General features: G+C 46.8%; 22 protein-coding genes. 14 read left to right on the top strand and 8 right to left on the bottom strand.

Annotated features, from left to right (window positions below; translation table 11 throughout):
- Positions 1 to 6: 6 nt before the first annotated feature.
- Both GWC95_RS04230 and GWC95_RS04235 read left to right on the top strand, forming a co-directional pair.
- On the top strand, positions 7 to 948 hold the full coding sequence (locus GWC95_RS04230; RefSeq protein ID WP_161817414.1) for a class I SAM-dependent methyltransferase: 942 nt from the start codon (positions 7 to 9) through the stop codon (positions 946 to 948).
- Positions 935 to 2,233 (top strand): lipopolysaccharide biosynthesis protein, encoded by a 1,299-nt coding sequence (locus GWC95_RS04235; protein ID WP_161817415.1) that lies wholly within the window; start codon positions 935 to 937, stop codon positions 2,231 to 2,233. The genes GWC95_RS04230 and GWC95_RS04235 overlap by 14 nt, the downstream gene beginning before the upstream one ends.
- Before the next feature lie 58 nt (positions 2,234 to 2,291).
- Here GWC95_RS04235 and GWC95_RS04240 read toward each other — a convergent pair whose 3' ends face one another.
- Positions 2,292 to 2,978, bottom strand: coding sequence for a DUF707 domain-containing protein (locus tag GWC95_RS04240; protein ID WP_161817416.1), 687 nt, complete (start codon positions 2,976 to 2,978; stop codon positions 2,292 to 2,294).
- On the bottom strand, positions 2,975 to 4,078 hold the full coding sequence (gene glf / locus GWC95_RS04245; protein ID WP_161817417.1) for a UDP-galactopyranose mutase: 1,104 nt from the start codon (positions 4,076 to 4,078) through the stop codon (positions 2,975 to 2,977). The genes GWC95_RS04240 and glf overlap by 4 nt, the downstream gene beginning before the upstream one ends.
- A 162-nt stretch (positions 4,079 to 4,240) precedes the next feature.
- Between glf and GWC95_RS04250 the strand changes: the two genes are divergently transcribed.
- The 8 genes from GWC95_RS04250 (at position 4,241) to GWC95_RS04285 (ending at position 14,160) form a co-directional block, all read left to right on the top strand.
- Positions 4,241 to 5,521, top strand: coding sequence for an O-antigen ligase family protein (locus tag GWC95_RS04250; RefSeq protein ID WP_161817418.1), 1,281 nt, complete (start codon positions 4,241 to 4,243; stop codon positions 5,519 to 5,521).
- A gap of 693 nt (positions 5,522 to 6,214) precedes the next feature.
- Positions 6,215 to 6,988, top strand: coding sequence for a WecB/TagA/CpsF family glycosyltransferase (locus GWC95_RS04255; RefSeq protein ID WP_161817419.1), 774 nt, complete (start codon positions 6,215 to 6,217; stop codon positions 6,986 to 6,988).
- Positions 6,985 to 7,962, top strand: coding sequence for an NAD-dependent epimerase/dehydratase family protein (locus GWC95_RS04260; RefSeq protein WP_161817420.1), 978 nt, complete (start codon positions 6,985 to 6,987; stop codon positions 7,960 to 7,962). Before GWC95_RS04255 ends, GWC95_RS04260 begins: the two co-directional genes overlap by 4 nt.
- A gap of 302 nt (positions 7,963 to 8,264) precedes the next feature.
- Positions 8,265 to 9,824 carry a capsule assembly Wzi family protein gene (locus GWC95_RS04265; protein WP_161817421.1) on the top strand — a complete coding sequence of 520 codons (1,560 nt, stop codon included), beginning with the start codon at positions 8,265 to 8,267 and terminating at the stop codon, positions 9,822 to 9,824.
- A gap of 157 nt (positions 9,825 to 9,981) precedes the next feature.
- Positions 9,982 to 11,328: an undecaprenyl-phosphate glucose phosphotransferase gene (locus GWC95_RS04270; protein WP_161817422.1), complete on the top strand. Its 1,347-nt coding sequence runs from the start codon at positions 9,982 to 9,984 to the stop codon at positions 11,326 to 11,328.
- Between the two features lie 150 nt (positions 11,329 to 11,478).
- Positions 11,479 to 11,925, top strand: coding sequence for a dUTP diphosphatase (gene dut / locus GWC95_RS04275; protein ID WP_161817423.1), 447 nt, complete (start codon positions 11,479 to 11,481; stop codon positions 11,923 to 11,925).
- A 6-nt stretch (positions 11,926 to 11,931) separates the two neighbouring features.
- Positions 11,932 to 12,765, top strand: a complete 834-nt coding sequence (locus GWC95_RS04280) for a DUF4292 domain-containing protein (protein WP_161817424.1) — start codon at positions 11,932 to 11,934, stop codon at positions 12,763 to 12,765.
- Between the two features lie 90 nt (positions 12,766 to 12,855).
- Positions 12,856 to 14,160 carry a murein hydrolase activator EnvC family protein gene (locus GWC95_RS04285; RefSeq protein ID WP_161817425.1) on the top strand — a complete coding sequence of 435 codons (1,305 nt, stop codon included), beginning with the start codon at positions 12,856 to 12,858 and terminating at the stop codon, positions 14,158 to 14,160.
- Between the two features lie 12 nt (positions 14,161 to 14,172).
- Here GWC95_RS04285 and GWC95_RS04290 read toward each other — a convergent pair whose 3' ends face one another.
- A complete protein-coding gene (locus GWC95_RS04290) occupies positions 14,173 to 15,267 on the bottom strand; it encodes an AI-2E family transporter (protein ID WP_161817426.1) in 1,095 nt (364 codons plus the stop codon).
- A 134-nt stretch (positions 15,268 to 15,401) separates the two neighbouring features.
- On the opposite strand from GWC95_RS04290, the gene GWC95_RS04295 reads away from it, so the two are divergent.
- From GWC95_RS04295 to atpC, 3 genes are all read left to right on the top strand, one after another.
- Positions 15,402 to 15,623: a YtxH domain-containing protein gene (locus GWC95_RS04295; RefSeq protein WP_161817427.1), complete on the top strand. Its 222-nt coding sequence runs from the start codon at positions 15,402 to 15,404 to the stop codon at positions 15,621 to 15,623.
- A gap of 211 nt (positions 15,624 to 15,834) precedes the next feature.
- On the top strand, positions 15,835 to 17,337 hold the full coding sequence (atpD, locus tag GWC95_RS04300) for a F0F1 ATP synthase subunit beta (RefSeq protein WP_161817428.1): 1,503 nt from the start codon (positions 15,835 to 15,837) through the stop codon (positions 17,335 to 17,337).
- Between the two features lie 94 nt (positions 17,338 to 17,431).
- Positions 17,432 to 17,686, top strand: a complete 255-nt coding sequence (atpC, locus tag GWC95_RS04305) for an ATP synthase F1 subunit epsilon (RefSeq protein ID WP_161817429.1) — start codon at positions 17,432 to 17,434, stop codon at positions 17,684 to 17,686.
- Positions 17,687 to 17,792: 106 nt separating this feature from the next.
- On the opposite strand, the gene GWC95_RS04310 is transcribed toward atpC, so the two are convergent.
- Entirely contained in the window at positions 17,793 to 18,896 is a 1,104-nt protein-coding gene (locus GWC95_RS04310) for a DUF3667 domain-containing protein (RefSeq protein WP_161817430.1), read from the bottom strand.
- A gap of 143 nt (positions 18,897 to 19,039) precedes the next feature.
- Positions 19,040 to 19,588 (bottom strand): YqgE/AlgH family protein, encoded by a 549-nt coding sequence (locus GWC95_RS04315; protein ID WP_161817522.1) that lies wholly within the window; start codon positions 19,586 to 19,588, stop codon positions 19,040 to 19,042.
- 120 nt (positions 19,589 to 19,708) lie between these two features.
- Between GWC95_RS04315 and GWC95_RS04320 the strand changes: the two genes are divergently transcribed.
- Positions 19,709 to 21,040: a sensor histidine kinase gene (locus tag GWC95_RS04320; RefSeq protein ID WP_161817431.1), complete on the top strand. Its 1,332-nt coding sequence runs from the start codon at positions 19,709 to 19,711 to the stop codon at positions 21,038 to 21,040.
- 409 nt (positions 21,041 to 21,449) lie between these two features.
- Here the strand turns inward: GWC95_RS04320 and GWC95_RS04325 are convergent, their stop codons facing one another.
- From GWC95_RS04325 to GWC95_RS04335, 3 genes are all read right to left on the bottom strand, one after another.
- A complete protein-coding gene (locus GWC95_RS04325) occupies positions 21,450 to 22,085 on the bottom strand; it encodes an imm11 family protein (RefSeq protein ID WP_161817432.1) in 636 nt (211 codons plus the stop codon).
- Between the two features lie 53 nt (positions 22,086 to 22,138).
- The gene (locus GWC95_RS04330) at positions 22,139 to 23,389 is read right to left on the bottom strand and encodes an S-adenosylmethionine:tRNA ribosyltransferase-isomerase (protein ID WP_161817433.1); all 1,251 of its coding nucleotides are present in this window, start codon (positions 23,387 to 23,389) and stop codon (positions 22,139 to 22,141) included.
- A 118-nt stretch (positions 23,390 to 23,507) separates the two neighbouring features.
- Positions 23,508 to 23,906, bottom strand: coding sequence for a DUF3052 domain-containing protein (locus GWC95_RS04335; protein ID WP_161817434.1), 399 nt, complete (start codon positions 23,904 to 23,906; stop codon positions 23,508 to 23,510).
- Positions 23,907 to 23,997 lie beyond the last annotated feature (91 nt).

The raw sequence follows: 23,997 nt of genomic DNA on the forward strand, positions 1-23,997 counted from the left end.
CCGATCATGAGTTGCGCAATATGTGGTTCCAGCGACCAGGCGATCCTGTTTAATGATACCGTCGAATCATCCGAATGGTATCTGAACAATGTTCACTACGACTATATAGCATGTGATCAATGCGGGTTCATTCAGTGCCACCCGGTTCCGCCAGCGGATGATCTGCTGCAGTATTACCGCGAACAATATGCATACGATTGGTTTCAAAAGAATACATACTTTAAAAAATGGCAGGCATCGCATCGGTTGGGTAAGGTTCGGAGATACCTGAAGGGTAGCTCGCGTATTTTGGATTTCGGTTGCGGACATGGTTTTTTTGTGCAGGAACTCGCCAGGGAAAAATTTGAAAGCTTTGGTTTTGATATAGGCGCCGATAAGATCATGGAGGCCGGCAATGCACGCATCACCAACAAAAACAATCTGGAAGAATATACAGAAAGAGGCTTTGATGTAATCAGTTTGTGGCATGTACTCGAACACATGAGAGACCACGACAAAGTATTGGAGGATCTCGCGGGACGGATCAATCCCGGTGGCAAGATCATCATAGCCGTGCCCAATATCAGCAGCCTGGGCTATAAGTTGTTCAGACAGAAATGGGGGTGGGTACAACAGCCTTATGTTCACATCAATCATTACAATCGCCAAACACTAAGTATGCTGTTACAAAAGCACGGTTTTTCGGTTCGGTCGGCCAGCACGCGGGATACCTGGGACCAGAACCTGTACGACTTACTCATCACTTATTTTTTTTACCGGAAAAAATCAAGGAACCCGGTCCGGAAATTCGGAAACGGAACAGGAGCGAACCTTTTTTTCAGGGCCAACCAGGTGGCAAGACTTTTGTTCACACCAGTTTCTTACCTGGTATCATTTATCAGGAAAAAGAAAGAGGAGGGAAGCGAATTGTTAATTGTTGCTGAAAAAAAGAGGAATGGCGATCTTTAAGGGAAAAGTTCCTGTTAACTACCTGGTCAACCTGCTCACAACCTTTCTTTCACAGGCTTGTAGCGCGGGGATCATTATTGTTCTTACCCCCGTCTTGCAAAGAAGCTTCAGCGTAGATGAGTTTACCAATTACGGTGTACTGCTCAATATCGTCCTGTTTGCTTCCGCCTTTGATTTCGGTTTGAATATCGGGTTGTTGCGAAGGATCATTCATAATGAAAACGCAGCTTCGGTACTGGTAAGCTCCACGTTTTTTTTCTATCTTTTGTTATTTGCTTTAGCGGTTCCCGTTTTCCTGTTATTGTATTATTTCGATGTTCTTCGCACAGGGGAGCATTTTTTTTACAACGCAGTTTTAACCGCTTTGCTGGCCACACAAACCATTGTTGCGGCTTTGTTCGACGTTGTACTGCAAACAAAAAACAAGATATTTCTTGGTAAGTTGATCAGGATGGGCAAACTCATTGCAGAGTTTAGCATTTTACTTTATTGCAGCAAATATGATTCTGCGACTTTACTGCTGCTGGTGAGCGCCCTTATCAATTTTATTTACATCATCACTCTTTTTATTCATTCGCGCAAACAGGTAAACTACGAAATCTCCATCCGTATGTTCCGGTGGCAGTCTACATTCGATCACATGCGCTATAGTTTTTGGTATTTTTTAAACGCGATCAGTGTGGCCCTCGTATTTTATTCGCAGATTATTATGCTTAACCAGTTGGTCACGAAAGCGCAGGTGGCAAAGTACGTGTTGGTAACGCGTTTTTTTGATGCGATCAGGCTTGGATCAACAAATTTTACAACAGTACTATTTCCTTCCCTCGCTATTTCGGAGGCAAAAGGCGAATGGGGCGCATTGAAGGATACTTATTTTACGGTTTTATCACGCGTAGCCGTATTGGCGGTGATCGGCCTTGCCTTCCTGCTTACCGCCGGTAAAATGATATTTCAGTATTGGAGTGGGCAGAACAGCGGTGACATACTCACGCTTTATGTGTTCCTGTCTATATTTACGATGTTGATCGTTGTTGATAATGTTTCCGCCGTGTTCCTGAATGCGCTCAGGTTAAACAGGGGGCAAACCATCATTTCTATCGGCCAGGGAATTCTTGCGTTGCTGATCGGATCTGTTTTACTGAGAAAAATGGGTATTGCCGGGATGGCCGTCGGTTCCATCACGGCGCTTGCAGTCACTAATCTTATTTATAACCCGGTTCACCTGGTTTCGGTAATGAAGAAAAAAATCAGGGGGTTAGCCATCAGGCAGGATGATAAGATATAAGCAGCCTCTGTTTGTACTGGATTTTGGTATATTGCCTACCCCCGGTTGCCTGAATTATTTATTTAAAAGCGATCGCATCATACACAATGATCTTTGCGCGCAACCCTGGTGCATATGCTTTGATCAGTTCCTTCATTTCTTTCTCAGGATGTTTTGGAAACCGCGAATAATCTTTACCAACGGGTTTCGTATGTTTCATGATTACCGAATCGATGATGGCGATCTTATTCCTTGGGTATCCCAGCAGGTAAGGCCACAAGTAATCGTATCCCCAACCGGAGTAGTTCAAATTGAATGTGTCCTTCAACCGCAAAAGTGTTTCGCGGCTCATCAGCGGCGCAAGCACTTCTACAAAGTTTGTGAAGCGTAAAAAATTTTTGGTCGGGGTTGTCACCTTATGTGAAATATAACCGGTCATCGCCGGCTGGCTCAACAACAACTTATTTTCGTCTGCAATTCGGAACAATTTATTGATGTCAGCTGTAGAGATCGACACGTCATTGTCGGGCAGCCAAATGTAATCGTAGCCTTCGATGAACGATAGATTCGTCTCAATAAATGATTTCAGCAGGTGGTACTTGCTTCCTTTCATCATGAAAAAAAGCGCGGTAGTTGCCGCATACCTTTCTGCAACCTCATCACTGTTGCCATAATAAAGCAGGCAAAGATCAAATCCTGCGTTGCCCGCTATCCATTCCGGGTGCAGTGATTCGTCTCCCACTGCACTGATTACCAAATATCTCATGACAAATGCGTTCTGATGAATTCTAATGCAGATTCGATCACCTGGTGCATATCGTAATACTTATATTCAGCCAGCCGCCCGCCGAAAAAAACGTTGGTTTCAGCATCGGCCAGGGATTTGTATTTACGGTATTTTTCATTGTTGGCCTCATCGTTTACAGGGTAATAGGGTTCCGTAACACCCGCTTTGTACTCGGCCGGATAGTCGAAGCTGATCCATGTGTGCTGTGTTTCATTTTTTTCAAAATGTTTGTGTTCAATGACCCTCGTATACGGTACTTCGATGTCTGTATAATTCATCATCGCCACTCCCTGGTAATTTGACGTTGAAGCATCTAAGCGGTGTTCAAATCGGTTTGTTTTGTACTCGAGTTCGCCATGTACATAGGCATAGTAGCGGTCTATCGGTCCTGTATAGATTAATTTTCCATAAGCCGGCAAGGGGTCGTTAAAAAAATCAGTGTTGAGTCTTACCTCGATCCCTTCGAGCAGTTTTTTAAATATCTGCGTATATCCTCCCACCGGGATCCCCTGGAAACGGTCATTGAAGTAATTATTGTCGTATGTGAACCGAACGGGCAGCCGTTTTATGATACTCGCCGGCAACTCCGCAGGAGGCTTGCCCCATTGCTTGTGTGTATAGCCTTTTATCAATTTTTCATAAACGTCTGTGCCAACCAGCTTAATAGCCTGTTCTTCCAGGTTGCCGGGGTCGCCCGAAATGGAGGCAGCCTGCGCAGCAATGATCTGTTTTGCTTCGTGCGGATGGGTGATATTCCATAACCTTGAAAAGGTCCACATATTGAAGGGAAGCGAATAGATTTCCCCTTTGTAGTTTGCAACAGGCCTGAGGGTAAAATCATTGAATGTTGCAAGTTCGTTGATCCAGCTCCATATCATGGGGTTGGATGTATGGAATATATGCGGGCCGTAAATATGTAGATGGATACCGTCCCGCTCCTCGGTATAGCAGTTGCCGCCGATGTGATTGCGCGAATCGATCACGCAAACGCGAAACCCTTTTTTTGTCAATTCTCTTGCGCAGATCGAGCCGAAAAACCCCGCACCTACAATCAGGTAGTCGTATGTGCCGTCTCTCATCGCTTATTTTCGGTTTTAATGGTCAAAATAGAGGGGATCATCGTTAAACGGGATATCAACGGCTGCAAATATAGTTTATATGACACGGGAATTTGCAGGGCGCTACGTTTATTTGCCTAGTTTGCGATTAGTTTTGCACCCATAAAAACCAGCACCGCCCGGATGGCCTCAGTTAAAGCACTTTATTTTCGTTTTTTTGTATTTGTGTATGCGCTGTACGCCTTTTTTAACAAAGGGATCGCCTACAGTTACCTGGCCGAAGTTACGCTGGTAACCGGGTTACTGCTCATCCTCTGGAACCTGCGCCGGTATGAATTTGCCTGGGGGAAACGAATGACATTGCTGGCGGTGTTTGTAAGCCTTTCAATAGTTTATATAATCAGGGGATTGGCATCGGGGTATAGTCTAGTTGATGTGGTCCGCGACTCTGTTATGTTCAACTACATTGGCTTCGCGTTTATCATTTACTTTTTTAAGGACGACCTGCCTGAATTGATCCAACGGCTTTCCATCGTATACAAATGGTACCCCTTCGTGATGTGTTTCTGTTTCCTGCTCTCTTCTTACAATACTTTTTTCCGGGAACTCATCCTGTTTGGAGGCCAGCGGCTTTTTCTATATAAGTTTGGCGACATGGGCGTGCATCTTTTTATTGCCAGTATATTGCTGTTGAGCGGGAACATCACGTTGCGCAAACGCTATTTTGTGATGCAATGCATCATGATCGTTTACTTATTATTGATCGTAGCCTCTTACAGCCGTTCAGGGATGATGTCTTATGTGCTGGCCATGGGCGCTTTTCTCGTTTATACCAAGAACGTTGCATTACGCAGGCAGGTATTCAGGTGGATTAAATTTGTTCCTCTACTCATCCTGCTCGCGCTGCCTTTGTTTTTGTCTACCAACGTCGAAGAAAATTTCCAGGGAAGATCGTTGAGCCTGGAACAACTCTCAAAGAACGCAACCAGCATTTTTTCTTTTGAAGACGACGGATCAACTTTAAGCGACAACAAAGCCTGGCGGTTGTTGTGGTGGGCGCGGATCGTCGATGAAACTTTTATGGGGCCCTTTTTCCTTTGGGGCAAAGGCATGGGAATGAGTCTTGTGCCTGTCGGTGAAGCGGGATATGATGTATCGGAAGGCGATCTGAGGTCACCGCATAGTTTTCACATGACCGTGTTGGCACGTTTCGGCGTACCTGTGTTTTTGCTGTGGATTTGCTGGATGTACCTGCATCTTTCCCATATCCGTAAAAAAAATACCAGTCCGCACGCTTTGTTGTTCACAGCCATCACATTGGCTTTTTTGGTCAATGCATCCTTCGATGTATTCCTGGAGGGGCCCATGGGAGCCTTCCCATTCTGGACATTCGTGGGGCTCGCATATGCAGAAGAAGTATTTAAACAAAAGCCAGAGAACCCCGCTCGCCTGGGGGCGGGGTAGCATAAAAAATGCGGATCTGTATTAATATCTAATACCATTGCGTGCGTTTGAAACGATAGCTTTAATCGTGTAATAATGTCAATCGAAAGAATAGTAAAGGATAATCCGAGTTTTCATGGGTGGTCGGCTGGCAAAACAGCGAATTTCGGCGCATCGGATGAGGTACTTAAATATATGGACGGCACATCGTGTCCTGGCTTTTTTACCCAGGAAACGGGCTCAGGGAAGTCGACCTTCGGTTTTTTACTGGCAGACTGTAAGCATATGGCCATCCCCCCGATCCAAACGAAGAGGAGCGCATCCGGGATTACTGCGGCAAAAACAATATACCCGACGATCTTACACAGAAAAAAAACTAAAAAACGGGCGGGTACACGATCGTTGACGATGTTAATTTATCCTCCGTGCGCAACCTGAATACCTTCCTTCGCAAAAAGAAGAACTGGAAACTGGATAAAGTGGTTGGTAAAACTGCTTTTTTTATCAAAACAGGAGAAGCATTTCTGATGAACGATTGGCAAAACCAAGGGATCAAGAGGTCTTTTTTTATTTATTCTGGAGATCGCGGAAAGCTGGTCCGGTTCGATAAATGCACCTTATTTATGAAAAAATAAGGTGGAATGCCCGGGATAGGGAAACTGAAAGACTACAGGGAGGGGGTTAATTGTTATTTTCGCTGCTTATTACACAAACATGGTTTTTGTTCTCAACGTTCCTTTTTACGACCGCGATATACCATCGGCGGTGGCGCAAATACTCTCTGAAATGAGGTCCGGCGCTTCACGGGCCCAAAATTTCCGCATCAGCGCTACGGGCGCACACGGGTTGATAGAGGCGCGTAAAAGCCCCGCATTCAATGCGGTGATCCAGGATTTTTACATCAACCTCCCCGACGGCATGCCGGTTGTATGGGTGGGCCGGCTCCGGGGCCATAAGCAGATGCGCAGGTGCTACGGCCCCGATTTTTTCAAGGAACTTATCGTAGCTACCGCCAACACACCCATCAATCATTTTTTCTGTGGGGGAAAGGAGGGGGTTGCCGAAGAGTTGCAGGCGTTCTGCCGGACCCGTCTTCGCAATGAACACATCACCGGAACATATTCACCTCCTTTCCGTTCTATGACCGACCAGGAAATGGAGGAACTGGGCCGACGGATTTCAAAGGCTGGCGCAGACATCATATGGATCGGGCTGAGTACGCCCAAACAGGAGGCTTTTGCTCATAGGCTGGCCGGTTATGTAAAGGCTCATTACATCATAACCGTAGGTGCAGCATTCGATTTTCACACGGGCAGGATAAAGCAGGCGCCCCGATGGATGCAGTCGATCGGCATGGAATGGTTTTTTAGATTACTCACAGAACCGAGGCGTTTGTATCGGCGATATTTCGAGATCGTGCCTAAATTCATCTTCCTAAATATCAAGGAATTTTTCTATTTTTATCTAAGTAAAAGACACATTAAATGAAGAAAGTGCTTGTTTGCGGTGCGGGTGGTTTTATCGGGGGGCATTTGGTAAAAAAGTTAAAAAAAGAAGGCTGCTGGGTGAGAGGGGTTGACCTCAAAGAAAACGAGTTCAGCATTTCGCCCGCGGATGAATTCATCATTGGGGATCTTACCAACCAGCAAACAGTGCGTGAGGTGCTCGATATGCCTTTTGACGAAGTTTACCAGCTGGCAGCCGATATGGGCGGTGCAGGTTATATTTTTACCGGTGAAAACGATGCCAACGTAATGCACAATTCAGCAACGATCAACCTGAATATTATTCACCAGGCGCATAAGGCCGGTGCTAAGAAAATATTCTATTCTTCCTCGGCGTGCGTGTATCCGTCGTTTAACCAGGAAAATCCCGATAGCCCGTTGTGTACCGAAGATTCCGCTTACCCGGCAATGCCAGACAGTGATTACGGGTGGGAAAAATTATTCAGTGAGCGCCTGTACCTTGCCTTTAGCCGTAATTATAATATGACTGTGCGCATTGCCCGTTTCCACAACATTTTCGGGCCGGAAGGTACCTGGAACAGCGGTAAAGAGAAAGCGCCGGCGGCCATCTGCCGGAAAATAGCCGAAGCGCCCGATGGCGGGTACATTGAAGTTTGGGGCGATGGCAAGCAAACGCGCTCGTTTCTTTACATCGATGAGTGCCTGGAAGGAGTTCAGCGTTTGATGGAATCTGATTTTGCAGGCCCGGTAAACATCGGTTCCGAAGAAATGGTTTCATTGAACCAGTTGGCAGAGATGATAATGAAGATCGCCAATAAACCGCTTACCATTAAAAACATTCCCGTTTCACATATTGGTGTAAGGGGACGTAATTCCGATAACAACCTCATCAATGAGAAACTGGGTTGGGCGCCAAATGCACCACTGGTGCAAGGGCTCAAAAAAACCTACCAGTGGATCAGAGAACAGGTGCTTTGCGAAATGCCTGCTGAATAGCGTTATCCACTCCAAAACAAAGCGCCGGCACCATGCGGGTGATCGGCAATCCTGGAAGACGGCTGATGTTGCATTCCGGCTTTTTTTGAGGCATTGTTCCAATAACCGCTTTGTTGTTTGCATAAAACAAGCCGGCAGAATTTGCAAACGTGCACTCATCGATTATCTGGCCGCTTATACCATGGCATTGCCACTATGCAGTCACGATACAAAGTTAATGTTTAATGCAGGTGCCCATGTACATATTTCGGGTCTAAAAGGCTGTTCGGGTACACACAATATCTTTACAAAAAACCAAATAAATGCGTTTAAGGATTATCATCGTTTTAGGATTACTGGTTTTAACAGCCGATAGTTATTCACAGGTTGTATATGAGCGCCACACGAACGAAGTGTACAATTTCCTCTCGCGTTTTGCGCAGAAAGGGGTGATCGAGTTTGATGATATGATCCGCCCGGTGAGCAAAGAAAGGATAAGGGTGGCGCTGGACAGCGTAGCCGCGTACCCGCAGCGCTTGTCGCCCACAGAAAAAAAAGAACTGGCTTTTTACCAGGAAGAATACAATCCAGGCGTCCGTAAAAGAATTTTACGCGCGGCCGGCGAAGACTTTACACTCGAGGCCGATCCCGTATTCAGCGGTTCTTACCAGTCCGGTTCAGGAAAAGATATCAAAAGCACCAGTTCTGGCATCAATCTCTGGGGCCACGCAGGAAAACACTGGGGATTTCAATTTTCTTTCCAGGATGTGAATATGAATGGTAAAGGACTCGACACTTCTTACAGATCGCTCGAAAGCGGTGGGATAACGGGGCCTGTACTGTTCAATAATTTCAACAAGAACGTACAGAATTTTACGGAGATCCGCGGTCACCTAAGTTATTCTTTTAAAAATGGATCTGTAACCGTAGGGCAGGATTATCTTCTATGGGGGTATGGAGAGAACAGGCTGGTGCTTTCAGACAAAGCACCCACCTATCCATACCTGCGTTTCGATTTTCAGCCTTTGCCCTGGCTCCGTTTTAATTATACACATGCATTCCTGCAGTCGGGAGAGTTAGACAGCACAAGATCCTACACCATTCCTTCTGGTATTTTTGGCGGCATTCGCGAAGTACAGGTATCTAAATTCATGGCCTCTCACAGTTTGGATTTCAGAATCATGAAAGGATTGAATTTTTCCATGGGCGAATCGGTGATCTACAACGACAACCTCAATATCGGTTACTTGATACCGATCATGTTTTTTAAAGCGGTAGACAATTCCATCGGCTCCGGTTCTATCACGAGGGGGTCTAACGGGCAATTCTTTTTCCAGGCCAGTTCACGCAACCAACTGCGCAATACGCACCTCTACGCCACCCTCTTTATTGATGAGATCAGGGTGGGTACTATTTTCGATAAACAGAAACAACGCAACCAACTCGGATACTCGGTTGGCGGATCGCTTACTGATATCGGAGGCATCCGTTACCTTACGGCCGGCGTCGAATACACGCGGATCAGGCCATTTGTGTACCGGAATTTCTTACCGGCGCAGAATTATACCCACAACAATTATTTACTGGGGGATTGGCTGGGCAGCAATGCAGACAGGTTCGTTGGTTTTGTAAAATACACGCCATTGGCAAAACTCAAGCTGCAGATGCGTTATTCTTACCTGCGCAAAGGAGACGCAGGCACGCTGGCGCAGCAATATACCGATCCTGCTCAGCCGCCGTTCTTGTTTGGCCCGCAACTGCAATCGAACGAGTTTTTCTTCAACGCTTCTTACGAATACCTGCACAGGCTCTGCTTTAACGGCTATTATAAAAGATTTGATAATCATCAATCTGTGTTTGTGGGGCTGACCTATGGGCTTTGACGGAAATTATCGCTGCGCCATCATTTCAACGGCTATTTTTTGAGAAACAAGGTTGACGGTTAAATCCATTAGGTTTATATTGCAACGGACTTACCTGGGAACTATGTTTAGAGGAAACCGCTTAAATTACTTGTTGAGGATTTGGTTGGATATATTCATGCTCGCGACTTGTTTTCTCTTCGCGTGTTATATCGACAACGGGGCCATACGCGATGTATTGAAGTTGCCTCTTTTAGCGATTGTTTTATTAAGCATCATCGTTTGGTACGTAGGTGCGCGGATCTTTCTTTTGTATGGAGAAATCACGATCTTTTCCTTTTCGCAGGAGATGACGGTGTTCCTCCGGCAGCTGGTCACACATCTTTTGATCCTTACTTTTATCCTGTTTGTATTTTATACGCAGTTTTACCAGTTCCGTTCGCTGCTTTTGTATTATCACCTGCTCATTTTCGTCACGCTCCCTTTTGAAAAATACTTTTACCGTGTAGTGGTTGCGTATGTACGCAGGCAATACAAATACGAAAAGAACATCCTGATCGTTGGCGATGGCGCCCTGGCCAGTAATTTTTACCGCTCCGATATTCTTCACAACGACCTTAAATACAACCTTGTTGGTATCCTGGGTGATAACGACAACAAGAATTTCAACAGCAAATACCTCGGTTCCATCAATCTCCTCCCAGAAATACTCGACCAGAAAAGCATTGACGAGGTATTCCTCGCACTGCCCGGCGATGCGATCGAAAAGACGGATTATGTGATCGATGTATGCGAGAAAAGATCCTGCCGTGTAAATGTGATCCAGGATATCAACCGCTTGGGTGCAGGCTCTTTTGAAGTAACCAATTTCGCAGGGTTCCCCGTGGTGGGCATCCGTTACATTCCCTTGGATGATGCGGAGAACAGGTTCTTCAAACGTGTATTCGATATTGTTTTTTCTGCATTGTTTCTTGTGCTCGTATACAGCTGGCTATGGCCCATCATCGCTCTGGCCATTAAATTGAATTCAAACGGGCCGATCCTCTTTAAGCAGGAACGATGGGGGTTGAACAACGATAAGATCATCTGTTACAAGTTCCGCACTATGTACATGCCGTCTACCGGCGAAGGAAGCATCGGGTTCAAACAGGCGAGCCGCAACGACAAACGCGTAACCGCAGTGGGACAATTTCTAAGGAAAACAAGTCTCGACGAGCTGCCCCAGTTTATCAACGTATTTTTGGGCAGCATGTCTGTAGTGGGTCCGCGCCCGCATCCCATACCGCTTTCGCTCGAGTCCAAAGACCTGGTTCAAAACTACATGCTGCGCCACCTTGTAAAACCCGGCATCACGGGATGGGCACAGGTGAACGGGAGCAGGGGTGAGACAAGTCACCCGGACGACATGCGCAAACGCGTAGCCTTCGATCTCTGGTACATACAGAACTGGAGTTTCTGGCTCGATTGCCAGATCATTTTCCAGACGATCGTGAACATGATCAAGGGAGACGAGAACGCTTATTAGCCACCGGATTTTATCGACCGACCATCTTTTACTCATGTAAAAGCTGTTGGCTCCTGGCCACCGGCTTTTTTTTATTTAGAGACATCCATTCATTCACCCGTTTGTAAAATCTAGCCGATCGCTAACAGCTAAAGGCTTAATTTCGCAGTCATGCAGCACACCGTTTTCAACGTCAACATCATCAACCGTTCAGACAATCCGCTTCCGCATTATGCCACCGACGGCTCATCAGGTATGGATCTGCGGGCATGGCTTCCCGGCGACCTCGTGCTTCAGCCGATGGAGCGTAGCCTGGTTCCTACAGGGCTCTTTATCGAATTGCCCGAAGGCTACGAGGTGCAGGTACGGCCGCGCAGCGGGCTGGCGATCAAGCAGGGGCTTACCTGTCTTAATTCACCCGGCACGGTAGATGCCGATTACCGCGGCGAATTAAAAGTGATACTCATCAACCTGTCTACCGAACCGCAAACCATCCGCTCCGGCGATCGCATTGCGCAGATGGTGATGCAGAAAGTAGAAAAAATAAACTGGCAACCTGTTGAGGCCATCAACGAAACCACGAGGGGAGAAGGCGGCTTTGGGCATACAGGTAAATAATCAATTATGAAAAACGTACTCTTCATACTGGCAGCGGCTACCTGTATTTTCTTTTCGTGTAAAACAGTGAAGAAAACACAGGTGATACAGGCCGCCATCACTAAAAAAGATACCACACCCCTGATCGTGATCAAAGAAACACCCAAAGTGGATTCGGGGGCCATCGTTCGCGACATCATGAGCAAGGTGATGAGAAGCAAGATCAGCTTCAACACATTCAACGCAAAGATCAAGGTGAATTATGAGTCGGGCGATAAGGACAATAATTTCACAGTGTACCTGGGTATGAAGAAAGACAGTGTGATATTGATCAAGGTAACCGGTACCTTCCTGGGCATTTCGGGTTTGGGGCTGGAGGCGCGGATCAACAGGGACAGTGTTACCGTGGTCTATCACCAGGGCGAAAAATATTACATGGTGCGCCCGATCAGCTACCTGAAGGAAGTGATCGAGATACCGTTTGATTTTTCAACGATACAGGACCTGCTCATCGGCAACCCGGTATTCATAGACAGCAATATTGTTTCGTACCGGGCCGGTCCCAACCAGTTGTCGGTACTGATGATAGGCGATCTGTTCAAACACCTGCTGACGCTCGACAACAACGGTTTCAAAGCGTTGCACAGCAAGCTGGATGATGTGGATCCGAGGCGCAACCGTACGGGCGATATTACGTTCAGCAATTACGAGAAGATGGGCCCGTACCAGTTTGCCACCTACCGCAACATCTCCATCGCCGAAAAAACAAAACTGAATGTGTACCTTGATTTCAAGGAATATGCCCTAAATGAACCGTTAAAATATAATTTCGATATCCCGAAAAAGCTGAAGCGTAAGTAATTTAAACGCATCTTAGCCGTTATTATAGAGCAATCACCCCTTTAATTGATCAGCATGCTAAACAGACTTTTTTCTACAATCCTTCTTGTAATGGCTTTCGCTATCGGCGCATCTGCCCAGACAAAAGAAGAATTGCAGCAAAAAGAACGGGAACTGCAGAAAGAGATCGCCGACCTGAACCGGTCGCTGAACGAAACACAGAGCAACAAAAAGCTTTCATTGAAGCAGCTGGCCATCATCCGCAACAAGATCAACAAAAGGGAAGAGCTGGTGAACAGCATCAACAAACAGGTGCGCCAGATGGACGAGACCATCTTTCTCAACGAACGCGATATTTACCGCCTGCGCCGTGAGCTGGACACTTTGAAAGTGAAGTATGCGAAAAGCATCGTCTTTGCTTACAAGAACAGGAGCAGCTACGAGTACCTCAACTTCCTGTTTTCGGCCAGCAGTTTCAACGATGCGATCAAACGCATGAACTACCTCAAAAGCTACCGCCAGAACCGCGAGGCGCAGGCACAGGCCATCGTGAAATCGGATAAACTATTACAGGAAAAGATCACAAACCTCAGCACCAGCAAAAAAGAAAGGCTCACCGTTTTGGTGGCGCAAAGCGCACAGCTGAAGGAATTGCAGGATGATAAAAAGCAGCAGGACCAGGTGGTGAACGAATTGAAAGGAAAGGAAAAGGAGCTGGCGCGACAGATCTCCGATAAAGACAAACAGCGCCGCAAAGTGCAGGATGCCATGAACGCCATCATCCGCCGCGCCATCGAAGATGCGAAGAGGAAGGAGGCGGCTGCCAAACAAAAAGCGCTCGACGATCAGAAAAAAGCAAACGCAGCAGCAGATGCTACCGCAAAAAACAACAACCCGCCTGTTTCTGCACGCCCTAAATCGGACGAACCCATTACCGGTGTAACGGCAACAAACAGGGACAGGTCTTACAGCCCGCTGGAATCAACACCCGAGGGAAAAGAAATGTCGATCAATTTTGAGAACAACAAGGGCCGCCTGCCATGGCCCGCGGCAACAGGGGTTGTTACGGCAGAATTTGGGGTAACGCAGATCCCCAATACCAAGCTTACCCGTAAAACAGACGGCATAGAGATCTCACTCCCCGTGGGCTCTACCGTGCGCTCGGTTGCAGATGGCGTGGTGATCTACGCAGGTGAGATCGACGGCGAACAGGCGCTGGTATTGCAGCACGGAAAATATTTTACATCGTACAGTAATATGTCCTCACTCAGCGTGTCCAAGGGCCAGGAAGTAAAAGCCGGATCCGTGCTAGGCAAATCAGGAACCTCTATCGACGGCGAGGGTATCATGATCTTCTCCATTATGAACGACAAAGGCGTTCAACAGAACCCAAGAAGCTGGTTAAAGGGAAGGTAGCAGCAAAGCGTCCTAACTTTTTCCGCCGCGTTTTTTGCCCAGGAACGGCACATTGAAATAGCTGTTGCTAACCACTTTTCTTCTTCTTACAGGAGTGGCCTTCTGGTATTCTGTGTAGTAAATGCGCAGCAGGATGATGAAATAAGAGATCAGCAACGGTCCGAACACCAGCCCGGTAATCCCAAAATATTTTACACCGATGATCACGCCCAGTACCGTTACCACCGGGTGAACATCGGCCATGCGTTTGGCGAGCACAAAACGCACCACGTTGTCCATGCTGCTTAATACCACGAGCCCCCAGGCGAGTATAAAGATTCCCTGCCAGGTTAACCCGTTTGCGAACAGGTATATCGTCATCGGTATCCACACGAGCCCGGTACCGATCAACGGCAGAATTGATGCAAAGCCGGTAAGCACAGCGTAAAAGCCGGGGTCGTTGATGCCAACGATGAGGTAAGAAATATACGCGATCAATCCCTGCACAACCGCGATCAACGGAACACCCACTGCGTTGCTGAAGGTTTGCGCCTTGAGCTCTCCGCCAAACAGTTCGATCTTGTGGCGACCGAAGGGCAGGTAGAAAACGATCGCCGCCTCCATGCGGTTGATGTTGATGATGAGGAAGTACAGGAAGAAATACATCATGGTGATCGTACCGAGAAGGTTCAATCCCTGGTTGAGTAAAGACGAAATAAGCCCGGTAACGAACGATTCGGCCTGAGCAATGTTTTTATCGGAGATCAGGGTGATGTGAAATTTCTGCTGCAGAAGCGCATCCAGGTTTTTCAGTGGCTGGATGATGGTAGCCTGCATGTTGCCGGCCACCTGTTCGATCTTTCCGAACAGCATCGTTCCCATAAGCGAGATCGGCAGCAGGATGATAAAGAACGAGATCACGATCACCAACACCGCCGCCATCGATTTTTTCCACCGTTTTTTCTTGATCAGGTATTCTACCAGCGGTTTGCTCAGCACGTAAAACATTACCGAGGCAAGAAATGCGGTAAAAAATTCAACAAGGCTGTATACAAGGAAGATCCCGAACATCAGGATCACACTGAGTAGAATGTAACGGTTGATTTTATGATCGCGTTGATTGTCCACAGTAACAATGATTGATGCTTGGTTCACAATTTCTCTCCGATGAAGATAGAGCATTTAAGCTGGTTGGCCGGAACACTTATTGCAGTTGAATGTTGGGTTTCCCCAAAGCATTCATAAACAAACAATCTTAAACTATGAGCCTCAAATTCATCGCCGGCCTGCTGATCGGCGCTACCGCTACCGCCGCCATCCTGTATTTCCTTGAAACAGAAGAAGGCAAGGCGCTCACCGCCAAACTAAAGGCGGAGGCCGGCAAAGTGGAAGAAGACATCCTGGCCATGGCCGACGATATGGCCAATGATCCGCATGCCTTTATGAACGACCTGGAGAAGCAGGTAGACAAAGCCACCTCCTGAGCTACGGACGCATTTACCCGCGATTTTGCACGAACAACGCCACAAAAGGCGATGACCCGGAGCCAGCCCCGCAGATTAACCACATTTTTCCAATAAAATCCCCCAAATTCTAAATTTTTACCCCCCATCCCCTTACCTTTGCCGCCAAGTCGGAAAATCCGGCTTTTGGTACATAAAAAGTACATTTTTAAACCTTAATATATCTCCTGATATGGCTACAAAAGGTAAGATCAAACAGATTATCGGTGCGGTAGTAGACGTTCATTTCCCCGACGATAATACATTGCCTGAAATTTACAATGCCCTTGAAATCACAAAGGCGAATGGCGAAAAATTAGTCCTGGAAGTGCAGCAACACCTTGGTGAAGACAGCGTTCGTACCATTGCGATGGACGGAACCGAGGGCCTTGTGCGTGGTATGGAAGTAATTGATACCGGTAAAGCGATCGCAATGCCGATCGGTGGTGGCATCAACGGCCGTCTCTTTAACGTTACCGGTGATGCGATCGATGGTTTGCCGCAGCTCGACAAATCGAACGGCCGCCCGATCCACAACAAACCGCCATTGTTTGAGAACCTGAGTACCGCTTCAGAGATCCTGTTCACAGGTATCAAAGTGATCGACCTGATCGAGCCTTATGCAAAAGGTGGTAAGATCGGCCTGTTTGGTGGTGCGGGTGTAGGTAAAACCGTATTGATCCAGGAGTTGATCAACAACATCGCCAAAGGACATGGCGGTCTCTCTGTATTTGCCGGTGTGGGTGAGCGTACACGTGAAGGAAATGACCTCCTGCGCGAGATGATCGAAGCAGGTATCATGAACTACGGCGACGCTTTCAAACACAGTATGGAAGAAGGCGGATGGGATCTGAGCAAAGTGGATATGGAAGGCCTGAAAGAATCAAAAGCAACGTTCGTATTCGGACAGATGAACGAACCTCCAGGGGCGCGTGCACGTGTTGCCCTGAGCGGTCTTACCATCGCAGAATATTTCCGTGATGGAGATGGTACCGGTAAAGGAAAAGACATCCTGTTCTTCGTAGACAATATCTTCCGTTTCACACAGGCGGGTTCAGAGGTATCGGCATTGCTGGGGCGTATGCCTTCAGCGGTAGGTTACCAGCCAACGCTTGCCACAGAGATGGGATTGATGCAGGAGCGTATCACTTCAACCAAAAACGGATCGATCACATCGGTACAGGCGGTTTATGTGCCTGCGGATGACCTGACCGACCCGGCCCCGGCAACAACCTTCGCCCACCTCGATGCCACAACGGTATTGAGCCGTAAGATCGCCGATCTGGGTATCTATCCGGCGGTGGATCCATTGGATTCAACATCAAGGATCCTTACGCCAGCTATCGTTGGGGATGCACACTACGACTGTGCAAACCGTGTTAAACTGATCCTCCAGCGTTACAAGGAATTGCAGGATATCATCGCGATCCTCGGTATGGATGAGTTGAGCGAAGAAGATAAAATGACCGTACAACGCGCACGTAAAGTACAGCGTTTCCTGTCGCAGCCTTTCCACGTGGCAGAACAGTTCACCGGTCTGAAAGGGGTATTTGTAGACATCAACGATACCATCCGCGGTTTCAACGCCATCATGGATGGAGAAGTGGACGATTATCCTGAAGCAGCCTTCAACCTCGTAGGTACCTTGGAAGATGCCATCGAGAAAGGTAAGAAAATGATGGAAGCAGCGAAGTAATTCAATTGGTATTAATAAGCAGTATGGGTAACTGCCGGTTACCGGTACTGGTTATCAATTACCGGTGATTAATTCCTAACCACTAATTAATAACATGACTTTAGAAATATTAACTCCCGAAAAAAAGCTTTACAGCGGCGATGTGTACGGTGTTTTGTTGCCGGGTATTACCGGGTTGTTCGAAATACTGAACCACCACGCCCCGCTTGTAAGCGCTTTGAAGAACGGAACACTGAAAATTCTGAAAGACAAAAGCAAAAGCTCGGAAAGCTACTCCATCCAGAGTGGTTTTGTAGAAGTGCTCAACAACAAAGTAACCGTACTTGTTGAAGGCGCTGTAGCAGTATAAAGCGCTTGCTTTTACCAATGAATAGATCCCTGGTTGAGAAACCGGGGATTTTTATGCCGGATAGCGAATAACGGAAAGCAAGCAGGACATCCCATTCGGTATTCGATCAATGCATCGTCCAGACCGTAAATGCGATCAATAACTTTTTCAATACCCCAAACAGCAGGAAAAAGAATACCCTGCTGCAGATATACGAAGCCAGGAGGTTGAACCACCATGGCTTGTTGGCAATTCGTTTGAACGCGATGAAAAGCCACGGCATCCAGAACAAAAAATGAAAGAAAGCAAACGAGTTCCCAAACAGGAATTCAAAATACGGCCCGGTGGCGCCCCGGAACAGCGGGTTGATCGGGCGGAAGAGTATAGATCCGAAATCTTCGCCCCACAGTCGATACGGCAACCAGTTCACCAGGCAATGCATGATGAAAAAACACAGGTTGAAGACCATAAAATGCGTGGCCAGCACCAACGCAGCGCCGTAATATTTCAAGGAACGGAAAAAGAAAACAAACAACAGGCCGGCCATAAAAGGCAGCATCACAAAAATGAATGTTTTTGAAAGGGTTGATACCGAAGCATCAAACGATTTCAGGAAAAGCTTTTGTGCTTCATTGCCTGCAATGGCATAAAGCTGCTCTTTGTTTACGAAGGCAGCATCGTTGTTGCTGAAATTGCGGATGCGGTATAAACCTGTTGCAGAATCTTTAACTGTTTCAAATCGCTCCAGCAGGTGTTGACGCGTTTCCTCAAAATATTTCAAATGCATTTTATCAATGCCCCTGATCACCGCACTGTCCAGCGGCGCTGCCCATTTGAAAGTGGCATAATCGGAGAGGAGGTGGTATTTCTGGTCGCCATAACCCGGCGTATAATCTGTTACGCCTATCTTGGTTACCGTAAAGTAGAAAAGCACACTTACCACCAGGTACAGTTGAATGGGGTTCGCATATTTTACCCGTATCCCCTGGAGGTTTTGCTGGGTGATAAAACCTGGCTTTTTGATGTTGAGCCAGATGGTTTTTAAAACCTTGCTCTCAAAATGCGTAAAGAAATCGATGATCTGGTGAAAGAAATGTCCCGACGACAACTGCTTTTCATCAAAAACCTTTTCGCCGCACTTGTTGCAGATCTTTCCTGTAAAATGATTCTGGCAATTCCTGCACGTAACAGGATGTTCGGAATGAATAAATTGCCGGGTTGTTAGTTTCACGCGGTGAAAATAGGGATTTAGCTGTTAGCTTTCCGCTGTGGGTTATTGGCTTTTTTAAAAAGAAACTTTCGGTAAACAAACGAAACCATAGAGTGGGGTTTGGCCTACCGGTTATTCTCCTGGCCATCAGTTAAAGGGTACCGTCAATTCAATTGCGGATCGATGGGGTAATTCACCATCTGGCTGTATTCGCCGCCAAGGTCTTCAAGCGCCGCTTTCCAGATCTGTGGCGTATTCATGCCGAACACAAAACTTTTATTGGCCTCGCGTGTGATCCAGCTTTTTTCTTCGAGCTCGGCCGCCAGTTGCCCCTCGCCCCAACCGCTGTAGCCGAGAAAGAAGCGTATGTCGTTTTTGCCAAGCTCGTTGGCTTTGAGCATCGATAAAACACGCTCAAAGTCGCCGCCCCAGAAAATGCCATCGGTAACTTCAACGCCCCCAATGTCTTTCGGGCGCTGGTGCAGGAAATGGATCGTATCGCGCTGTACCGGGCCACCACTGTAAACGGGGAAACGGATGCCCTCGGCATCCTGCAGCAGGTCGCAGATCTGCTGGTCGATCAGCTTATTGAGTACAAAGCCAAAACTGCCGTCTTTCGTGTGTTCGCAGAGAAACACAACGGTTCGCATAAAATTGGGGTCCTTTAAAAAAGGATCGGAGATGAGTAAGGTTCCTGGCGCTGCATCTGTCATAGGTAAAAGATAAGCCAAAGAATTTATTTATAAAAAAACTATGCTCGCCCCGCCGTTAAATTCCTTATAAACCTGCCGGGTGCCGGGCAGGGTTGTTCCTTTCACATTATATTTGTAAGGATGAAGAGAACTTTCCTTGCCATAGTCATACTGATCTCGCTCTCACTGTTTGGCCTGATTCTTCTCCAGGTCTCATGGTTCAAGAATTTATTGGAAACCACACGAACACAGTACTACAACAACTATAACCAGGTAGCGGTAACCGTTGCGAACGAGTTGTACAATACCAACAACAAACAGATCATACGTTTGCCCAAAAGAAGCGGCACCATTTTTGGCACCGACCCGCATCTTTACCACAACATCAAACCGATTACCGTAGAACAGAAATTTACGCAGCAGGAAGTGTCGGAGATGATCCGGAAGCACCTCGAACGCAACCACCTCAAACACGTAGATTTCGAATTCGCCATCGCCGAACCGAACGACGAGCCTGAAATGGCAAGCAAGAATTTTTACGACGCGTACTGGGATACCATCAACAACAAACGCTTCATCGTTCCCGTTATTCCCATCAACAACAACGACATCGAGATCGGTGCGGCGGAGAACCTCGTGATCATGGCCATCGCATTCGACCAGCAGATCTGGAAATCATTGCGCTGGATCGTACTTGGCGCAGGGCTCTTCACCATTGTGATCATCGCGGCATTTTTTGTAACGGTAAAATCACTGCTCAAACAAAAGAAGCTGAGCGAGATCAAGAGCGATTTTATCAACAACATGACGCATGAGTTCAAAACACCGCTCGCAACCATTTCATTGGCGGTAGATGCATTGCGCAATGAGAAGGTACAGGCCGATCGGGAGAAGTCAAGGTATTTCAGCAACATCATCAAGGAAGAGAACATCCGCATGAACAAACATGTGGAAACGATATTGCAGGCCGCTTTGATGGACAGGCAGGAACTCCAGCTCAACCTGAAACCGATTCACATACACGAATTGATCACCGATACGGTAGACACCTACGAATTACAATTGCAGGAAAAAGGAGGCGAGATACAGCTGATGCTGAATGCGAAGCACGATGTGATCAATGCCGATGAAGTGCATTTCACCAATCTCATCTCGAACCTGGTAGACAATGCGATCAAATATTCAAAAGACAAACTCAAGATCATCATCTCCACCCACAGCACCAAGAATAACCTGGTGATCCGCATCGAAGACAACGGGATCGGTATGAGCAAAGAATCCGTAAAACGCATCTTCGAAAAATTCTACCGTGCACACACCGGCAACCTGCACAACGTAAAAGGTTTCGGCCTGGGCATGAGCTACGTAAAAACGGTGATTGATGCCCACAAGGGAAAGATCAAAGTAGAGAGTGTTTTGGGAAAAGGAAGCTCATTTACCATCGATGTGCCGCTGGCGGAACAGCAGATCTGAACAACCGATTATATTCAACCTATTAATGGTATAGTACTCATATAACCCTAACGTATGTTAACGAAAACTGTCCCGCAGTTCAATGTCTTGTGAATACTCGAAACCGCAGAATCCAACTCAATCAACAAAAAAATCCTTTTCACGAAACGCTTCATCTGTTCCTTCTTTTGATAGCCCAAAACCAGAAGCGTTGCAAAGGTTGAAAATTGCGCACGGGCATCCAACCCCAAATAATTATTGCCTTCGCGCATCAGCCACAGTATTGGAAGCTGATTATCGTGCTGTCCTATTGCACGCACTGATGAAGAAACTGGGAAGTTACGTGTAGCTGATAATAGGAGAAAGTTTTGGTCTCAAGCTTAAACATAAAGCTCCGCCTGGCGAGGGGAGCTTTATGTTATTCATAAAATCAGAGCACTTCGAATGATATTCCTGTCAACCCTGCCGTTTCTATTTTCTGTTTAAGTATTTCTGATACATAGTAACGGATACCTGGAGCATTGCGTAAAATAATAAAATCTTTCTGGATGTTATCTTTGAATTTGACGGAGTAAATATTGATGCGCTCGGGCAAAAAAACAGCTTTCGACAATTTTTCAAAATCGTTTTGCGAGCCAATCGACAACTTTTTAACTTTAGTATCCCCAGCGCCGCACAACCAGGCTTCTGACTTTTCAAAATTAATAGTTTGCATATCGAACCTGAGTGGATTCAATAGCCAGTATTCGTAGGTCTTGTCAAGGTAATGTACGGTCATAGGAAGAAATTGAAAAAGCCCTTCTTCAGTATTTTCCTCTAACAACATCTTCAGTTTTGCACTAATGCCAAGTCGGGAAGTAAACACTACGCTCAATAAATCAGAAGGCTTTGCATCCGGATGTACAATGGCTTCCGGAACATATACGTCGTGCAAAAATTCAAAACCTTTACCTCTGATATGTCTCGGATCATTAACCGGGATCAAATCTCGCGACGTTTGTACCTGGGGGAAAGTCATTCCTGTTTCCTCCGGTTTGGTCGAGAAATTGAATTGAAAATATTTCATGTTACGGAGTTATAATATTTTCCAAAGAAAACTGCATTTACGCGATACGAATTTCAGAAACCTGTGTTTGCCGGTTCTTCGTTCCAAAGCAAACTTCCATCTCCATAACTTAAGAACCGGAACCCATTCTGCATGGCATATGCATAAATATTCTTCCATTCCTCCCCAACGATGGCAGACACCAGCAACAACAGCGTTGACTGCGGCTGGTGAAAATTCGTGACCAGCGCCCGGATGATCCTGAAGCGGTAGCCCGGCGCAATAATGATCTGTGTTTTGGTAACCAGTCGCTCCGCCTTGTGCCTGTGCATCCACTGCAGCAATGCACCCAATGCATCGGCAGCGCTGATGTGGTCTGCAGGAAGATCGTACGGTTCCCATTGCGAAACGGTCAATGCTTCCGGGGTGATGGATGGATCGAGTTTTGTTTTTACGCCCAACCAATACAAACTTTCAAGGGTACGCAGCGAAGTGGTGCCAACAGGGATAACGGCATGATGGATGTTTTGCAGAAGACGCTCAATAAAAGCAATGTGCACGTCTATAAATTCTGCATGCATTTCATGTTCCTGCATCGTATCGCTTTTTACCGGCTTAAAAGTTCCGGCGCCTACATGCAGGGTAACAAAACCGTGTTGTATTTTTTTTGACGCGAGCGATCGAAGGATGGCATCCGTAAAATGCAACCCTGCCGTGGGAGCAGCCACAGAACCATCGTGAGCGGCGTAAATGGTCTGGTATCTTTCTTTGTCGGCCGCTTCCACTGCGCGGTTCAGGTAAGGGGGCAGTGGGATGTTTCCTGCAAGGTGCAAAATTTCCGCAAAGCTCAGCGAAGCATCATCCCAATCCAGTTCAATGATATAGGCGTCTGCGCGCTGTTCGATCTTTGTTGCCTGTAAAACCACATCAGCTGCATCACTACGCGTGATCCGGTATGTCAGCGAACCCTCTTTCCATTTTTTTGCACCACCCACCAGGCACTTCCACCACACTTTTTCTTTTTGCAGCATGGCGGATGTAATGTCTGCATACCGCTCGTGCGGCTCCAGGCAAAAGATCTCGATCCTGCTGCCGTTCGACCTTTCAAAATGCAAACGCGCCTCAACCACTTTTGTATTGTTGAAAACAAGAAAAGCATACGGGGGCAAATGCGATGCGATGTTTGCATACACATCCTGCGTAATGGCCTTGTTTTGATAGATCAGCAATTTGCTTTCATCCCTTTTCTCCAGCGGGTATTTCGCAATGCGGTCGTCCGGCAGGTCGTAGGTGAAATTTCTGATCGGGAGGTTTTTAGGATGCATGTTGGTGTGTGCCCGTTAATTTGACTGCGTTGATTGTTGAGATCGCTCCGGTTGTGATTGGTTGCAAAACTAATTGATCCCCGTTATCCAAAACAGCGAAAAACAACCCGCATGCCGGTCATCTTTCCGAAAGACGCCTTACTATTTTCAAACCGCTCCACAATTCACTCACCGCGCACACTTTAACATCCACCCATCCCGTTGGCAGAACAATTTGTCGGATGGTGTCTTCGGTGATGTCTGTGGGCATTTTCGCTGACTTTTTGTACCACGAGATCCAGATCGTTCCACCCGGTGCAATAGAATGGATGGTAAGCTGGAATTGTTTCTCAAGATCTTTTGCCCTTTCCGCAAAAATGTGAACGAAATCGCCTCCACTTTTTACCACCTGCGCCGAAACATCGGCCTCCAGCAGCTCAAAATAGTTGGTCGGTGGGTTAACCAGGCAAATCTTCATACCCGGTTTGATACCCAATTTCTTGATCAGCGGAGTGCCGGAATACCCGGTTGGGGCCATTTTTTGACGATTTAGCGCCGAATTTCAGGAAAAACAGTCGAAATGCACAACAAAAGCACATTTATTCATGGGTTATCCACATGAATTCACA

It is taken from the genome of Sediminibacterium roseum, from assembly GCF_009939005.1.
In the GTDB taxonomy this organism is placed as follows: Bacteria; Bacteroidota; Bacteroidia; order Chitinophagales; family Chitinophagaceae; genus Sediminibacterium; species Sediminibacterium roseum.

Bases quoted from the DNA above. Each gene is read 5' to 3' on its own strand.
- GWC95_RS04335 (WP_161817434.1), bottom strand. From the start codon at position 23,906: ATGGCCCCAACCGGGTATTCCGGCACTCCGCTGATCAAGAAATTGGGT.
- GWC95_RS04315 (WP_161817522.1), bottom strand. From the start codon at position 19,588: ATGACAGATGCAGCGCCAGGAACCTTACTCATCTCCGATCCTTTTTTA.
- GWC95_RS04270 (WP_161817422.1), top strand. From the start codon at position 9,982: ATGCTCGCGACTTGTTTTCTCTTCGCGTGTTATATCGACAACGGGGCC.
- GWC95_RS04320 (WP_161817431.1), top strand. From the start codon at position 19,709: ATGAAGAGAACTTTCCTTGCCATAGTCATACTGATCTCGCTCTCACTG.
- GWC95_RS04240 (WP_161817416.1), bottom strand. From the start codon at position 2,978: ATGAGATATTTGGTAATCAGTGCAGTGGGAGACGAATCACTGCACCCG.
- GWC95_RS04280 (WP_161817424.1), top strand. From the start codon at position 11,932: ATGAAAAACGTACTCTTCATACTGGCAGCGGCTACCTGTATTTTCTTT.
- GWC95_RS04285 (WP_161817425.1), top strand. From the start codon at position 12,856: ATGGCTTTCGCTATCGGCGCATCTGCCCAGACAAAAGAAGAATTGCAG.
- GWC95_RS04235 (WP_161817415.1), top strand. From the start codon at position 935: ATGGCGATCTTTAAGGGAAAAGTTCCTGTTAACTACCTGGTCAACCTG.
- atpD (WP_161817428.1), top strand. From the start codon at position 15,835: ATGGCTACAAAAGGTAAGATCAAACAGATTATCGGTGCGGTAGTAGAC.
- GWC95_RS04330 (WP_161817433.1), bottom strand. From the start codon at position 23,389: ATGCATCCTAAAAACCTCCCGATCAGAAATTTCACCTACGACCTGCCG.
- GWC95_RS04260 (WP_161817420.1), top strand. From the start codon at position 6,985: ATGAAGAAAGTGCTTGTTTGCGGTGCGGGTGGTTTTATCGGGGGGCAT.
- GWC95_RS04325 (WP_161817432.1), bottom strand. From the start codon at position 22,085: ATGAAATATTTTCAATTCAATTTCTCGACCAAACCGGAGGAAACAGGA.
- GWC95_RS04230 (WP_161817414.1), top strand. From the start codon at position 7: ATGAGTTGCGCAATATGTGGTTCCAGCGACCAGGCGATCCTGTTTAAT.
- GWC95_RS04255 (WP_161817419.1), top strand. From the start codon at position 6,215: ATGGTTTTTGTTCTCAACGTTCCTTTTTACGACCGCGATATACCATCG.
- GWC95_RS04265 (WP_161817421.1), top strand. From the start codon at position 8,265: ATGCGTTTAAGGATTATCATCGTTTTAGGATTACTGGTTTTAACAGCC.
- GWC95_RS04295 (WP_161817427.1), top strand. From the start codon at position 15,402: ATGAGCCTCAAATTCATCGCCGGCCTGCTGATCGGCGCTACCGCTACC.
- GWC95_RS04250 (WP_161817418.1), top strand. From the start codon at position 4,241: ATGGCCTCAGTTAAAGCACTTTATTTTCGTTTTTTTGTATTTGTGTAT.
- atpC (WP_161817429.1), top strand. From the start codon at position 17,432: ATGACTTTAGAAATATTAACTCCCGAAAAAAAGCTTTACAGCGGCGAT.
- dut (WP_161817423.1), top strand. From the start codon at position 11,479: ATGCAGCACACCGTTTTCAACGTCAACATCATCAACCGTTCAGACAAT.
- glf (WP_161817417.1), bottom strand. From the start codon at position 4,078: ATGAGAGACGGCACATACGACTACCTGATTGTAGGTGCGGGGTTTTTC.